Origin of the sequence: Streptomyces sp. ICC1, from assembly GCF_003287935.1 — a bacterium.
Taxonomy (GTDB): Bacteria; Actinomycetota; Actinomycetes; order Streptomycetales; family Streptomycetaceae; genus Streptomyces; species Streptomyces tritrimontium.
On sequence record NZ_CP030287.1, the window covers coordinates 8,775,689 to 8,789,281 of the forward strand.

Annotated in this window: 10 protein-coding genes and 1 pseudogene; 3 read left to right on the plus strand and 8 right to left on the minus strand. The window is 72.1% G+C overall.

The window, feature by feature from the left end; translation table 11 throughout:
- Positions 1 to 237: 237 nt before the first annotated feature.
- Positions 238 to 954 (minus strand): TetR/AcrR family transcriptional regulator, encoded by a 717-nt coding sequence (locus DRB96_RS41220; RefSeq protein ID WP_112452947.1) that lies wholly within the window; start codon positions 952 to 954, stop codon positions 238 to 240.
- Between the two features lie 116 nt (positions 955 to 1,070).
- On the opposite strand from DRB96_RS41220, the gene DRB96_RS41225 reads away from it, so the two are divergent.
- Both DRB96_RS41225 and DRB96_RS41230 read left to right on the plus strand, forming a co-directional pair.
- The gene (locus DRB96_RS41225; protein ID WP_112452948.1) at positions 1,071 to 1,712 is read left to right on the plus strand and encodes an NAD(P)H-dependent oxidoreductase; all 642 of its coding nucleotides are present in this window, start codon (positions 1,071 to 1,073) and stop codon (positions 1,710 to 1,712) included.
- A gap of 15 nt (positions 1,713 to 1,727) precedes the next feature.
- A complete protein-coding gene (locus DRB96_RS41230) occupies positions 1,728 to 3,221 on the plus strand; it encodes a DHA2 family efflux MFS transporter permease subunit (RefSeq protein ID WP_112452949.1) in 1,494 nt (497 codons plus the stop codon).
- A 43-nt stretch (positions 3,222 to 3,264) separates the two neighbouring features.
- On the opposite strand, the gene DRB96_RS41235 is transcribed toward DRB96_RS41230, so the two are convergent.
- From DRB96_RS41235 to DRB96_RS41265, 6 genes are all read right to left on the minus strand, one after another.
- A complete protein-coding gene (locus DRB96_RS41235; protein ID WP_112454427.1) occupies positions 3,265 to 4,449 on the minus strand; it encodes an ABC transporter permease in 1,185 nt (394 codons plus the stop codon).
- A gap of 59 nt (positions 4,450 to 4,508) precedes the next feature.
- On the minus strand, positions 4,509 to 5,219 hold the full coding sequence (locus tag DRB96_RS41240) for an ABC transporter ATP-binding protein (protein ID WP_112452950.1): 711 nt from the start codon (positions 5,217 to 5,219) through the stop codon (positions 4,509 to 4,511).
- Positions 5,216 to 6,076 (minus strand): peptidoglycan-binding protein, encoded by an 861-nt coding sequence (locus tag DRB96_RS41245; RefSeq protein WP_239516652.1) that lies wholly within the window; start codon positions 6,074 to 6,076, stop codon positions 5,216 to 5,218. The genes DRB96_RS41240 and DRB96_RS41245 overlap by 4 nt, the downstream gene beginning before the upstream one ends.
- Positions 6,077 to 6,581: 505 nt before the next feature.
- Positions 6,582 to 6,797, minus strand: a complete 216-nt coding sequence (locus tag DRB96_RS41255) for a hypothetical protein (RefSeq protein WP_162689158.1) — start codon at positions 6,795 to 6,797, stop codon at positions 6,582 to 6,584.
- Positions 6,798 to 7,048: 251 nt separating this feature from the next.
- Positions 7,049 to 8,203: an oxygenase MpaB family protein gene (locus DRB96_RS41260; RefSeq protein WP_112452952.1), complete on the minus strand. Its 1,155-nt coding sequence runs from the start codon at positions 8,201 to 8,203 to the stop codon at positions 7,049 to 7,051.
- Positions 8,204 to 9,303: 1,100 nt separating this feature from the next.
- Positions 9,304 to 11,055, minus strand: coding sequence for a VanW family protein (locus DRB96_RS41265; protein WP_112452953.1), 1,752 nt, complete (start codon positions 11,053 to 11,055; stop codon positions 9,304 to 9,306).
- Between the two features lie 220 nt (positions 11,056 to 11,275).
- Between DRB96_RS41265 and DRB96_RS41270 the strand changes: the two genes are divergently transcribed.
- On the plus strand, positions 11,276 to 11,971 hold the full coding sequence (locus tag DRB96_RS41270; RefSeq protein WP_239517839.1) for an NUDIX hydrolase: 696 nt from the start codon (positions 11,276 to 11,278) through the stop codon (positions 11,969 to 11,971).
- 4 nt (positions 11,972 to 11,975) lie between these two features.
- Here DRB96_RS41270 and DRB96_RS41275 read toward each other — a convergent pair.
- Positions 11,976 to 13,490, minus strand: a pseudogene (locus tag DRB96_RS41275) (2-oxoacid:acceptor oxidoreductase subunit alpha); the annotation flags it as partial.
- Between the last annotated feature and the right edge of the window lie 103 nt (positions 13,491 to 13,593).

Genomic DNA, 13,593 nt, shown 5'->3' on the forward strand with positions numbered 1-13,593 from the left:
GGCGGCCGCCCCCCCGGCGATCAGCGCGGGGGCCGGGGTGGGATAGGGCCGGTCGGAGTCCGGGCTCACCGCGTGGTGGTGGTCGGTGTGCGGGTGGGAGCCGTGGGCGTGGCGAACGCTCATTTCTGCCTTTCAGCCTGAGAACGTTCCTGCGCCGCCGTCGGGGACCGGCGCGGCGGCCGGTGCCCGACGGCGCACGGTGGGGGCGGGGGCGGGGCTCTCCGACGGCCTGCCGGGTCAGGCCGCGCGGTAGGCCCGCAGGAACGCGGCGACCCCTCCCGTGACCAGGCGGTCCACCTGCTCCTGGGGCAGCGGGAGGACTCCGTAGTGGGTGAGTTGCACGAGCGAGTGGGAGACCAGCGCCATGAAGTGGGCGCCCGCCATGGCCGGGTCTCCGTGCACGTCGAGCAGGCCGGCGGCGGCCAGGCCCGCCATCGCGTCGCCGAGCGCGCGCCCGACCGGGCCCGGGCCGGCGTTCGTCCACGCCTCCAGCAGCTCGGGCGGTACGTGGTCGGCTTCGGCGTGGATGTGGCGGACGAGCGCGAAGTGGTCCGGGTAGTCGGACATGAGGCCGACGAAGGCGTGGGCCAGGGCGCCCAGATCGCGTTCCAGGTCGTCGGGGTGGGGCGGGCGCTCCGGGTCGAGGAGGGCGTCGATGCGGGCGATCTGCGCGTCGCGGACGCGGGTCGAGGTCCAGGTGACGACGGTGCGGAAGAGCTCCGCCTTGCCGCCCGGGAAGTGGTTGTAGAGCGTGCGGGTCGACACGCCGGCCGCGGCGGCCAGGGTGTCGACGGAGGCGCGCGCGTAGCCCTCGCGGCCGAAGACGCCACAGGAGGCGCTCGCCATGGCGATCTGCTTCTCCAGCTTCCTGCTGCTGCCGCCGCCGCTGGCACTGGCGCTGCTGGCGCTGGCGCTGGCACTGGTGCTGCTGGCACTGCTGGCGCTGCCGGTCATCTCGACTCCTCGCCCACATAAGTACAACGGTCGTTGCAATTCTTACAACGCACGTTGTACTTTACCGGAGGAGCGGCCGCACCGAGCGACCGCCCCGCCAACGAGGGGACACCGCCATGCCTGCCACCGCCTCCACTCCCACCTCCCCCACCTCCCCCGTCTCCGATGAGGACGCACCGCTGCGCGTCACGGTGATCGTCGCCAGCGTCCGCGAGGGCCGCCAGGGCCCCGCCGTCACCGAGTGGTTCCTCGGCGCCGCCCGGGCACACGGCGGCCTGGAGCTCGACGTCATCGACCTCGCCGACGTCGATCTGCCGCTGGCCATGCCCGCCTGGGGCAGCTCCCCGAGCCCCCGGGCGGCGGCCGCCCTGGCGGAGGTGACCCCGCGGCTGGCCGCCGCCGACGCCTTCGTCATCGTCACCCCCGAGTACAACCACAGCTTCCCGGCCGCCCTGAAGAACCTCATCGACTGGCACCACGGGCAGTGGCACGCGAAGCCCGCCGGCTTCGTCTCCTACGGCGGCCTCGGCGGCGGCCTGCGCGCCGTCGAGCAGCTGCGGCTGGTCTTCGCCGAGCTGCACGCCATGACCGTCCGCGACTCCGTGAGCCTGCACGGGCCGTGGTCGGGGCTCGGCGAGGACGGGGTGCCGCGCGACACCGCCGTGTCCGAGGGCGCCGTCAAGGGAATGCTCGGCCAGCTGACCTGGTGGGGCCGGGCGCTGCGCGCCGCCCGCACGAGCCGTCCGTACCAGGGCTGAGGGGGGCGGAAGGAGATGAGCACACGGCACAAGACCCGCCCGATACCGGAATCCACGGAACCCACGCCCGCCTCCCCTCTCACGACACGCCAACTCCGCCGCACCGCGGGCGTCGTGATCGTCGGCTCGGTCATGTCCGTACTCGACATGACGATCGTCAACGTCGCCCTGCACCGCCTCTCCGACGCCTTCCACTCACCGCTGGCGACGATCCAGTGGACGGCCGGCGCGTACACGCTCGCGCTCGCCGCCGTCATCCCGGTCGCGCCCTGGGCCATCGGGCGGATCGGCGCCAAGCGCACCTACCTGACCGCCCTCGCCCTGTTCACGCTCGGGTCACTGCTCGCCGCGTGCGCCTGGGACGCCGGCAGCCTCATCGCCTTCCGGGCGGTACAGGGCCTCGGCGGCGGGCTGCTCATGCCCGTCGGGATGGCCATGGTGATGCGCGGCGCGGACCCGGCCCGGCTCGGGCGGGTGATGGCGCTGCTCGGGCTCCCGATCATCGTCGGGCCCGTGATCGGCCCGGTCCTGGGCGGCTGGCTGATCGACGTGGCGTCCTGGCAGTGGATCTTCCTGGTCAACCTGCCCGTCGGGGCGGTGGCGCTGGCGCTCGCCGCGAAGCTGCTGCGCCCCGACGCCCCGCGCGGCGGGTCTTCGGCCCAGGACCCGGCCGAGGCCGAGGCCGCGGCCCGGGCCCCCGGGCTGGACGTGCCCGGCCTGCTGATGCTCTCGCCGGGCCTCGCCCTCCTCCTCTTCGGCCTCGCCCGAGGCGCCGAGCAGGGCACCCTCACCGCCCCCGGCGCGTTCCTGCCCGCCCTCATCGGCGCCACGCTCGTGGCCGCCTTCGGCCGCCGCGCGCTGACGGCCCGCGAGCCGCTGCTCGACCTGAGGCTGCTGCGCGACCCCACCTTCGGCGTCGGGGTCGCCACCCTCGCCCTGTTCACCTGCGGCTACTTCGGCTCGATGCTGCTCGGCCCGATGTACTGGCAGCAGGCGCGCGGCACGACCGCGACGGCGGCGGGGATGCTGGGTGCGCCGGTCGGCCTCGTCGTCGGCCTGACCATGCAGATCGCCTCGCGGCGCATCGACAAGGTCTCGCCGCGCCGGCTGATCCGGGCCGGGATCGCGACGGGCGCGCTGGGCATGGCCCTGACCGCGCTCCAGACGGGTACCGCCGACGTGGCGGCCTGGCGGGTCGTCGCCGCCTCGATGGTCATGGGCGTCGGCGCCGGCATGGTCCTGATGCCGACGATGGCCACCGCGAGCCGCGACCTCCCGAAGGACCGCATGACCGCGGCGAGCACGATCCTGAGCATCAACGCGCAGATCTGGGCCTCGGTGGGAACCGCGCTCACCTCCGTGACCCTGAGCTCGGTGGGCACGACCCCGGCCGGCTTCCGGACCACGTACGCGATCGCCGCCGTCCTGCTGGCCCTCGCCCTCCTGCCGGCGACCCGCCTCCCCACCCGCCACCCGAGAGCGAACCAGAGTGGTGAGTCGGAGACGTGAGATGTGTATAGGAGACGGGACCCGCCGTCAACGCCCCCGCCCCCTACCCCGCCTGGAGCGCCAGCGTCGGGGACAGGCCTGCCGCGCGGACCGCCGGGTAGAGGCCCGCCACCGTGCCGATGGCCAGGGTTGCGGCGAAGCCGCCCGTTACCGCCCAGAGGGGGACCACCCAGGGGAGGTCGCCGGCCTGGGCGTACACCGCCGTGGCCGCGCCTCCCAGGGCGATGCCGGCCAGGCCGCCCAGGCCCGACAGGAGCAGGGACTCCGTGACGAACTGGATGCGGATCTGGCCCTTGGTCGCGCCGAGGGAGCGGCGCAGGCCGATCTCGTGGCGGCGCTCCAGGACCGAGATGATCATGGTGTTGGCCACCCCGACACCGCCCACCAGCAGGGCGATGCCGCCGAGGCCGAGGAGCAGCGTGCTGAAGGCGCCCTCGGTGGCGGCCTTCGCCTGCAGGGCCGCCGACGGGTCCGTGACCGAGACCGCGCTCGGCGTCTGGGGGTTGGCCGCCTTGCCCAGGAGCCCGCGTACCTCCTGGACGCGGTCGTCCGCCGAGCGCTCGTAGACGGAGGTGGGGTGGCCGTCGAAGCCCAGCAGGGTCCTCGCGGCATCCCAGCCGATCAGCGCCGAGCGCTCGATCTCCGGTGCGAGGGGGATCGGGTCGAGGATGCCGATGACGGTGAAGTACTGGCCGCCGATGAAGACCTGCGCGCCCGGCCCGGTGATGCCCAGGCGCTCGGCGGTGACGTGCCCGAGGACGACGGACGGGTAGCGGCCCGTGGCGTCGTTGAGCCAGCTCCCGCTGCCCATCCGGGCGCGGAGCGTCTCGAGGAGGTCGCCCTTGGCCGCCTTGAGGGCGATGCCGCTGGTCTCCTCCTTCGGGATGTTCTCGCTGCGGCGGACGGACTCCTTCACGTCCCCCGTCGCGCCGACCGATTCGACCCCGTCGATACGGGCGATCATGCCCGGGGCGTCCTCGGGCAGGCTGGTGTCCTGTCCCGAGAACATCGGCGGGCTGGCGGTCGCGACCATCATGTTCGTGCCGAGCTTGTCGAGTTCCTGGAGCAGCTTGGCCTGGCTGGACGAGGAGATGCCCACCACCGCGATCATCGTCGCGATGCCGATCGCGATCCCGAGCGCGGACAGGAACACGCGCATGGGCCGGGAGCGCAGGCCGGCGGATCCGACGTGGAACACGTCGCGGGGGCCCAGGCGCGGCGGGGACAGCTTGCGGGCCCGGCCGCGGGCCTGCTTGCCGGCCGCGCGGGACTTCGTACGGGAACCCACTACGCCCCCACCCCCAGCGCGTCGGCGTTCCACACGTCCGCCACGATCTCGCCGTCGCGGATGCGGATCTGCCGGGGCAGGCTCGCCGCGATCTCGTTGTCGTGGGTGATCACGGCGATGGTGGCCCCGTCCTGGTTGAGCTCGTGCAGCAGTTCCAGCACCGACTCGCCGGACGCCGTGTCCAGCGCGCCGGTCGGCTCGTCGGCGAGGAGCAGGTCCGGTTCGCCCGCGACCGCGCGGGCGATCGCCACGCGCTGCTTCTGCCCGCCGGACAGTTCGTGCGGCCGGTGGTCCATGCGGTCGCCGAGGCCGACGCGCGCGAGGGCCCGCTCCGCCCGCCGCCCGCGTTCGGCCCGCGAGAGGCCGGAGTACAGCAGTCCCTCGGCGACGTTGGCCCGGGCGCTGATGCCCGGGACCAGGTGGAAGGACTGGAAGACGAAGCCGACGTGGCGCGAGCGCAGGGCGGAGAGGGCGCGGTCGGAGAGGCTCGCGATGTCGTACCCGGCGATGGCGACGCGGCCGGCGGTCGGCCGGTCCAGGGTCCCCACGATGTGCAGCAGGGTGGACTTGCCCGAGCCCGACGGGCCGACGATGGCGAGGAGTTCGCCGTTCAGGATGGTGAGGTCGACCCCGCGCAGGGCCGCGACCCCGCCGGGGTACTCCTTGGTGACGCCGGCCAGCTCGACGACCGCGTGGGCGTGCTTGTTCATGACTTCGGGACCCCTACCCGCATGCCCTCCTTGAGGGCGTCCCCCTTCACCTCGACCCGGCCCTTGCCGAACATGCCGAGCTCGACCTTGACCTCGCGCACCGTGCCGTTCTCGACGACCTGGACCCCGAAGCCGCCGTCGGCGAGGGCGAGGAGGGAGTTGACCGGTACGGAGAGCACGCCCTTGCGGGTCTCGCCCGTCAGGTTCACCGAGACGGGGGACTGGTCGGGGCCCTTGGCCTCGGCGGCGTTGTCGAGGGTGACCTCGACCTGGAGCTTCGGCTTCTTGTCGCCGACGCCCGGGCCTCCCGGGCCGCCCGCGCCGCCCGAGGCCGGGTCGTCGGGGTTGGCGGTGCTGCCCACGGACTCGATCTTGCCGGTGGCGGTGGCGCCGCCCGGCAGGGTCACGGTCACCGGGTCGCCGACCTTGGCGGCGCCCGCCTTGGCCACGTCCAGCTGGAAGCGGACCAGCCGCTCGGTGCCGGTCAGGGTCAGCACGGGCTTGCCGGCGGCCGCCTCGTCGCCGACCGCCATGTCGTTCTTCTGGACCCGCTGCGGTCCGGAGGCGAAGGCGATGTCGTCCTTGCCGATCTCGCCCGTCTCCTTCAGGGAGTGCGACTTCTGCCAGCGCTTGACGCCGGTGGCGGTGCCCGCGGTGAAGGTGCCGTCCGAGGGGTCCAGGCCGGTCCCGAAGCCGAGGGCCTGGAGGTTGCGCTTGAGCTGCTTGACGTCCTCGCCCTTGTCCCCGGTCTTCATGGTCCGGTACACGGGCGTGGTGCCGTACATCAGGCGCACCGGCTTGCCGTTGACCTCGTAGAGCTTGCCGTCGCGCTCGATGGAGGAGCCGGCGGGCGCCACCCAGGTCAGGGTCGCGGAGCCGGAGCCCCCGGCACCTCCCCTTTCCCACCCCCACACAAACGGACCCTCCGCCCTGACGGGCGAAGAGGCGCGCCGTCCCTGGCCGATGGCATACACGGCTGCCCGCAGTGCCGTCCTCACGTCGCCCTCGGAGTGCTGGAGTGAGTGGGTACCGGCAGGGTGGAGGAAATGAGCCCAGGCCTGTGCGTGATCGTCTACCCCCCGCACGCCGAGGGCGGGTGCCGCGTCCGCGGCGACGGTGAGATCCTCGGCCGCGCCCTGAGCCCCCGCGACCTCCTGGAGTTCCTGCGGCGGACCGCGGCCTGCACCCCGACGCCGTCCCCCTGGACGACCCGCTGCTCATCGAGTGGCGCGGCGCCGGGCTGGCCGTCTGGAGCCCCGATCCCGGCGAGGAGTGGGCGCAGCAGTGCGGGCCGCACTGCTGCGCCGCTCCGAGGGCCACGCCGCACTCGCGGAAACGGGCGAGGCCAACGCGGCTTGCCCGCTAGCTTTCGACGTTGCTGAGCAGCTCCCGTGTCTGCTTGTTGAAGACGTTGATAAAGCCGTCGGCGAGAGCGTCGATGCTGTCATCGTTCACGGACGGAGCCGCGGTAGATGAGGACGGGGCCGGCTCGCTCTCCTGGGCATGTGCGATGCCGGAGAAGGACAAGGCGGCACCGGTGAGGGCCACGGCAGCCAGTACACGCTTCGTGTGGGTCATGGCCTGCCAACGATCACAGTCATAACGGGTCACGGAGCGCGTACCCCCGCCCCGTGGCCCTCCAGGCGGGCGACCACGTCATCGCCCCGCAGGCCCTTGCCGCAGACGGACGAGCCGATCTTGCCGTCCTTGGCTTCTGCCTCGCGCGTCCGTACTGCGGCGCGCTTATGGGGCGTCCTACCTCACGGCAGGGGCGGAGCAGCGGCGTCCTCATCGTGCCCGAACCGGCTGTGCGGGAGGGTAGGGGGCGGTCAGCGGTTGTCGTGGAGTTCCTGGTGCATCTGTGGCTGGTTGTCCTGGTCGTGAGTGAGGGCGAACTTCTGGACCTCGTTGAAGCTCTTGGAAGCGATACCGACGATCTCCTTGTACGGGTTGACGCCGGTGGCCTTCTTGATGCCGCCGCCGAGGAGGCCGCTGCCGATGCCGCTGACCAGGTCGTGGCCTGCCGCGAGCGGTTTGGCTGCTGCGTCCAGGATGCTCTTGGGCAGGCCGGCCATGTCCGCGTACTTGTCGGTGAGCGCGTGGCGGACCATGGCGGTGAACGCGTCGTGGACGCCCGGCGGGTAGAACTTCTTGTAGAAGTCGACGGCCTGCTTGGTCATGAAGACCCCGTCGTCGGTCTTCTTCCACTCCTCGTCACGTACGTGGTTCCACATACCCTCGACCAGGTCGGGGTCCTTGGGCAGGAGCCACTTCTCGGGTGTGCCCAGGTAGTGGTTGACGTAGTGCCAGGCGCACATGAAGCCCTTGGCATCGTCTTTGGCCACGTCGATGCCCAGACGGTCCATGGCCTGGATGATCTGGGTGGAGAAGACGCAGGTGGCGCCAGTGGTGTACTTCTGCGAGACCGGCTCGCCCCACTTGGCGTAGTCCCACTCGCCGCTCTTCTGGTGGAGCTGGCGAACCGATGCGTGGACCAGGCGGACCTTGGTGACGTTCGCCGCGAGGGTGCCGTCGCGCAGGGCGTTCTCATTGCCCATGTCGAGGAAGAGGCGGGAAGACTGCGACAGGCGCCGGCCCGGCCCCTGGACGCCGCCGAGGCGGCCGGTTGAGCGCAGGGTGAACGCGCCGGTCGGGGAGAGGTAGGTGCCGATGAGGCCGACCGTGCCCTGGAGCATGCTGACTTCGCCGTGGTGGTGGGCGAAGAAGCTCTCCGCGGCCTTGACGTCAGCCTCGGACCAGTCCGGCGGGCCGGCCGCGGCCTCCTTGAGGAACTCCGCCAGGCGCGGCGGAAGTTCGGAGAGATCCTGTCCGGGCTTGAGGGTGCCGATGGTACGGAACAGGGCGTTGACCCCGTCGATCTCCTTGTTGTCGATCAGGTCGGACACCATCTGGTCGGCCTTCGGGTCACCTACCTTGTTCGCCGCTTCCAGCTCGGAGACGATCGTGGCTGTCGTCAGTCCCATGCCGGGACTCCATTCTTGAGGTAGGGCAACAGTTCGCAGCCACGGCACACCGCGTGGGCCAGCGCGCGGTCGGCGGCCCCGCGGTTAGCCGGACAGTCAGGATCGTTTCGCTCATCGCCGCAGTGGCGTAACCCGCCCGGCCCGCGGGATCGTTTTCCCCTCACCCGAACGGACCAGACCCGTGAACACGCGTGAACCATCGACGCCCGCACCAACGGCTCGGTATCCGGCACCCTCGCCATCACGTCGTGACCGGGGCTGAGGTATGGCGCTCCGCGAGACCCGAGTCCCGAAAACCCGGGACCTGCCGGACGACTCTCGTCCGGCGGACCCCAGGGCACCGAGCCGAGCCGCTCAAACAGGGCCCGCACCCGGCCACTCGGAGAGCCGGGCACGGAGTGCATCCCCACACGGTCAACGAACAGGCCCCGGGCCGGTTGCTGTGCCGTGCCCCCGCACGTGCGTGCAGAACCGTTTCCGTCCCACCTCGTTGAGAACGACGAGTGCCCAGACCGCACCGGAGCGTCCCCTGGCACCCGGCGGTCTCCAACGGCACCTCGTGGCACCCGGGTCCCGGTGACAGGACCGGCCCCGCGCCACCGTCCGGCCCTCCCGGGCGCGGGGGGGCCGGCCGGGGCGTGGCGCGGGGCCGGTACTGTGGCCGGGAGCCGCGTGGCACGCGGGCCCGTTGGCGCCCCCCGGGTGCCCGGCGCGCGCGCGGTCGGGGCCGGTCCGGCTTCGGTCCCCGCGTTGTTAGACAGCACCGTCGTTGTCACCTCGCTCTGGGCCTCGGCGTCGCTGACTCGGCCGACGTCTGTCGTGTCCGTCTTTGTTTGCACGTCCCCGTACGGCCGGCCAGGGACCCGGACCCGGCCCGGCCGGCCGTACGGTCACGCCCCCGGTCGCCAGGGCCAGCGAGGCGACGATCAGCGCGGCGGTGATCAGGGGCGTCCGCGGTCCCCGGCCCGAGTCCAACCGCCCACCCTGCCCCACGAACCCCGTTGCCCCCGCATGCACTTCACCCGCAAGGGTGGCCGCGGGCACACCGCGCGGGCACACCGCGCGGCCGTCACGCGCTCAGCGGCGGCGGCAGCGCCCGCTCACCCGCACGTCACGCTGTCCCTCGGTGTGTAGCGGGTCTTCATGGTCTCCCGCTTGACCTCTTGCCCGCCCCGCACGAACACGCGGTCCACGGCGACGTCGAAGCCCTCCAGCGGGGACTGCGGTTCGCACTTCGCGCCGTCGTCCGTCCGCGTGGCCGGCGGTTTGACGTTCGTGCGCGGGCCCTTGACCGCGCGCACCTCGTCGAACTTCTTCGTTCCCAGGAAGGTGATGGTGATCGAGGTGTCGGTCGCCTCGGCCTGGATGTAGAGGGCCTTGCCCGAGTCGTTGGCGAAGCGCAGGTCCAGGCTGCCCCAGGCGACGGTGGCCTCGCGGCCCTCCGGGTAGCGCTCGATGTAGAAGGAGTGCGCCCCGTACTCGACCGGTTTGACGCCCGCGAAGAACATTGCGTTGAACACGGTGGTGGCGACCGCCGACACCCCGCCGCCCGAAGCCTTCTCGTACTGGCCGTTGTTGATGATGAGGCCGTCGACGAAGCCGTTCTCCTTCGTGCGCTCGCCGACGCGGCGGTTGAAGCTCCACGTCTCGTCGGGCAGCACGACCGAGCCGTTGATCAGCTCGGCGGCCCGCCCGATGTTCGTGGTCCGGTACGGGGCCTTCTCGAAGTCGACCTTGAAGGAGGACACCTTCTCCTTGATGCCCAGCTGCTCGACCGTGTTCGCGGCCAGCGTCGGCCGGACCTCCTCGGTGGCGACCTCACCCGTACGCGCGGCCGCGCCCGACCCGGTCAGCAGCGGCAGCACCGCCGTGCCGAGGCCCTGCTCGCTCACCCGGCGCCCGGGGCGGCCCTCCTCGGCCACGGACACCCGCCCGGCCGCGTCGGTGCGCAATCGGGCCTCCACCGGTCCGGGCGTCGCCTGGCGCAGCGGACCGGCCAGCTCCGGGTCGGCGAGCAGCGCCTTGCCGTCGAGCACGGGGGCGAGGCGGCCCGCGCCGTCGTCCTTGACGGTGAGGTGCTTGGACAGGACGGCGGGGCCGACGGGTATGCGCTTGCCGTCGACGGTGAGGGTGACCGGGGCGGACATCGCGGGCTCGGCGAACTCCTTGAGCGCCCGCTCCGTCTCCTGCCCGCCGATGCGGGGTTCCGTGCGCCGCACGGGCAGCGTGACGGGCTCGGCCGCCGCGGCCCGGGCCCGGGGGTAGCCGGAGCGCAGCGCTCCGAGGGAGCCGTCGACGTCGAGGGCGGTGCCGGTGACCGGGGCCACCTGCTTGGCCTTGCCCTTCTCGAAGGCGACCGAGCCCTCCCGGACCTCCTGCGCGGCCTTGGCTCCGATCCCGTCGAGGGCGGCGCGGGCGGTCTTCTCGTCGAGCCGGACCACCGGCTCCACATCGGGATCGCCGGAGGAGAACAGCCGGCCGATCACGCGCACGGGGCTCGATCCGGAGCGCGCGGCCCGCTCGGCGGTGGCGCCGGTGTCCAGGGACAGCCCGAGCGTGCCGGGCTGGGCCCGCTCGGCGTGTTCCCCGATCCGCAGCTCCAGCGGGGCCGCGGCGGCCGGGCCCAGCTCCCGGTCCAGGGCCTGGCGGGCCTCGGTGCGGCTCATCCCGCCTATGTCGACACCGCGGACCTTGGTGCCGACGGCGACGTCCTCGCCGGCCAGCAGCAGGCCGGCGGCGTACAGCCCACCGAATCCGAGGACCGCCGCGCCGCCGGCCACGCCCGCGACGCCCGGCACGGTCCACCGCTTGCCGGTGGCCGCCCGGGTGCCCGTACGTGGTGCGCGTCGCATGTCGGGGTCTCTCCTCGTTCCGGTGACGTGGTCGGACCGGCGGTTTTCATGCCGCCAGTCCGCACCCCGGAACGTAGCAAGATCCGTGTAACCAGGTAATAAGGAGGTATAGGGGTGGCAAAGTCGGTGGGCGTGGTCTCCGTAACCCGGGAGGAGTCCCGGCTGTTGCACAGGCGGCGGGTCCCCACGGTGAACGCCCCCCTACGGTGAATGGAGTCCGATGCCGCAGCTGACCGACGAGGCCGTGACCGAGGACGCGGGCGGCGGGCCCGCGGGGCCGGGCACGTGGATGACCCCGGAGGAGTACGGGGCCTCGCGCGCCGCGCTGTGGACCGGGGCGGTCGTCCTGGTCACCGACGCCGACGGGCGCGTCCTCGTGCAGAGCGTGGACTACCGCCGCGACCGGCTGCTGCCGGGCGGCGCGGTGGACGCGGGCGAGTCGCCGGCCGCGGCGGCCGCCCGCGAGATGTACGAGGAGCTCGGCATCGAGGGCCGCTACCCGCGCGGCCTCGCCGTCGACTGGATCCCCGCCGACACCCCCGGGATGCCGCCCGGGATGGGGTTCCCCGGCGAGATCCTGCACGTCTTCGACGGCGGCACCTGGTCCCGCGGGCGGATCGAGTCCATCCGCCTCCCCGCCCAGGAGATCACCGGCATCCACTTCGCCGAGCCGGCCGAGCTGACCGACCTGATGGACCCGGGCGACGCCCGCCGGGCCCTCTCCGCCCTGCGGGCCCGGATCAACGGCGGCGGCGCCGCCCTGCTGGAGGACGGCCGCCCCACCAGCCCCACGGCCCTGGACCGGCTCGGCGCCCTGCGCGGCCGGCGCGTCAGGCAGCACGGCGGTCCCTTATACACACCTGACGCTGCCGCCGAACCACCCCGTGTAGACCTCCGCCTTCGCCGTAGCTCATAAAATAAGCCCAGGGGCGGGCCAGGGTGTGGGGGTCGCGTTTGTAGGGCCAGAACACTTCGGTGCCGTCCGCGAGCTCATGGTTGGGGCCGGAGGCGAACTGGACGGTGAGGTCGGGGAGGTCGGCGACGTCGGGGATCCGCCAGGGTTCGGAGCCGTTGGCGAGGTAGCCGTCGGACAGCAGGAACACCGGGGTGCGGTAGGTCAGGGCGATCCGGGCGGCGTCCAGTGCCGCGTCGAAGCAGTCGGCCGGGGTGCGGGGGGCCACGATCGGGACGGGTGCTTCACCGTTGCGCCCGTACATGGCCTGCAGCAGATCGGCCTGCTCGGTTTTGGTGGGCAGACCGGTGGAGGGGCCGCCGCGCTGGATGTCCACGATCAGCAGCGGCAGCTCCAGCGACACCGCCAGCCCGATCGTCTCCGACTTCAAAGCCACACCGGGCCCGGAGGTGGTGGTCACGGCCAGGGCCCCGCCGAAGGCCGCGCCCAGGGCCGCGCCGATCCCGGCGATCTCGTCCTCGGCCTGGAAGGTCCGCACCCCGAAGTTCTTGTGCCGGCTCAGCTCGTGCAGGATGTCGGAGGCCGGAGTGATCGGATACGAACCCAGGTAGAGCGGCAGGTCAGCCTGCCGGCCCGCCGCGATCAGCCCGTAAGACAAAGCCAGATTCCCCGAAATATTGCGGTAGGTACCCGCGGGGAAAGCACGCGTCGCCGGCGCCACCTCATAGGAGACGGCAAAGTCCTCGGTGGTCTCCCCGAAGTTCCAGCCCGCCCGGAAAGCGGCCACGTTCGCCTCGGCGATCTGCGGCTTCTTCGCGAACTTCTGCCGCAGAAACCTCTCCGTACCCTCCGTCGGCCGGTGATACATCCACGACAGCAGACCCAGCGCGAACATGTTCTTGCTGCGCTCGGCCTCCTTGCGGGAGAGCCCGAAGTCCTTCAGCGCCTCGACGGTCAGGGTGGTCAGCGGCACCGGGTGGACGTTGTAGGCGTCCAGGGTGCCGTCCTCCAGCGGGGAGGAGTCGTAGCCGACCTTCGCCATCGGACGCTTCGTGAACTCGTCGGTGTTCACGATGATGTCCGCGCCGCGCGGCACGTCCGCGATGTTCGCCTTCAGAGCGGCCGGATTCATCGCGACCAGCACGTTCGGGGCGTCACCCGGCGTCAGGATGTCGTGATCGGCGAAATGCAGCTGGAACGAGGACACACCCGGCAGCGTCCCGGCGGGCGCCCTGATCTCGGCCGGAAAGTTCGGCAGCGTCGACAGATCGTTCCCGAAGGAAGCGGTCTCCGAAGTGAAACGGTCACCGGTGAGCTGCATTCCGTCACCCGAGTCACCCGCGAACCGAATGATCACCCGATCGAGTCGGCGTACTTCCTTGCCGGGGCCGCCGGCGGCGCCGGAGGCGCCCGCTCCGTCCGGGTTGTCACCGTTCGGGCCCGGGGGCGTCCGCTGTTCGCCGACGATCGCGCTTTCGGCCCCGTCGGACTGCTCGGCTGGGCTACTGACCTGGCTGGTCACTGAACTGGACCTCCTTCGAGGCGTGAGCACTGCCCAAGGTCAACCCTACGTCCGTAGGGATTGCTGCCCCTGGATGCTCATTTTCTGGACCGCCCACAGAGAC

Excerpts from the sequence above, each read along its gene's own strand:
- DRB96_RS41220 (WP_112452947.1), bottom strand. The coding sequence starts at position 954 with ATGACCGGCAGCGCCAGCAGTGCCAGCAGCACCAGTGCCAGCGCCAGC.
- DRB96_RS41225 (WP_112452948.1), top strand. The coding sequence starts at position 1,071 with ATGCCTGCCACCGCCTCCACTCCCACCTCCCCCACCTCCCCCGTCTCC.
- DRB96_RS41230 (WP_112452949.1), top strand. The coding sequence starts at position 1,728 with ATGAGCACACGGCACAAGACCCGCCCGATACCGGAATCCACGGAACCC.
- DRB96_RS41240 (WP_112452950.1), bottom strand. The coding sequence starts at position 5,219 with ATGAACAAGCACGCCCACGCGGTCGTCGAGCTGGCCGGCGTCACCAAG.
- DRB96_RS41255 (WP_162689158.1), bottom strand. The coding sequence starts at position 6,797 with ATGACCCACACGAAGCGTGTACTGGCTGCCGTGGCCCTCACCGGTGCC.
- DRB96_RS41260 (WP_112452952.1), bottom strand. The coding sequence starts at position 8,203 with ATGGGACTGACGACAGCCACGATCGTCTCCGAGCTGGAAGCGGCGAAC.
- DRB96_RS41265 (WP_112452953.1), bottom strand. The coding sequence starts at position 11,055 with ATGCGACGCGCACCACGTACGGGCACCCGGGCGGCCACCGGCAAGCGG.
- DRB96_RS41270 (WP_239517839.1), top strand. The coding sequence starts at position 11,276 with ATGCCGCAGCTGACCGACGAGGCCGTGACCGAGGACGCGGGCGGCGGG.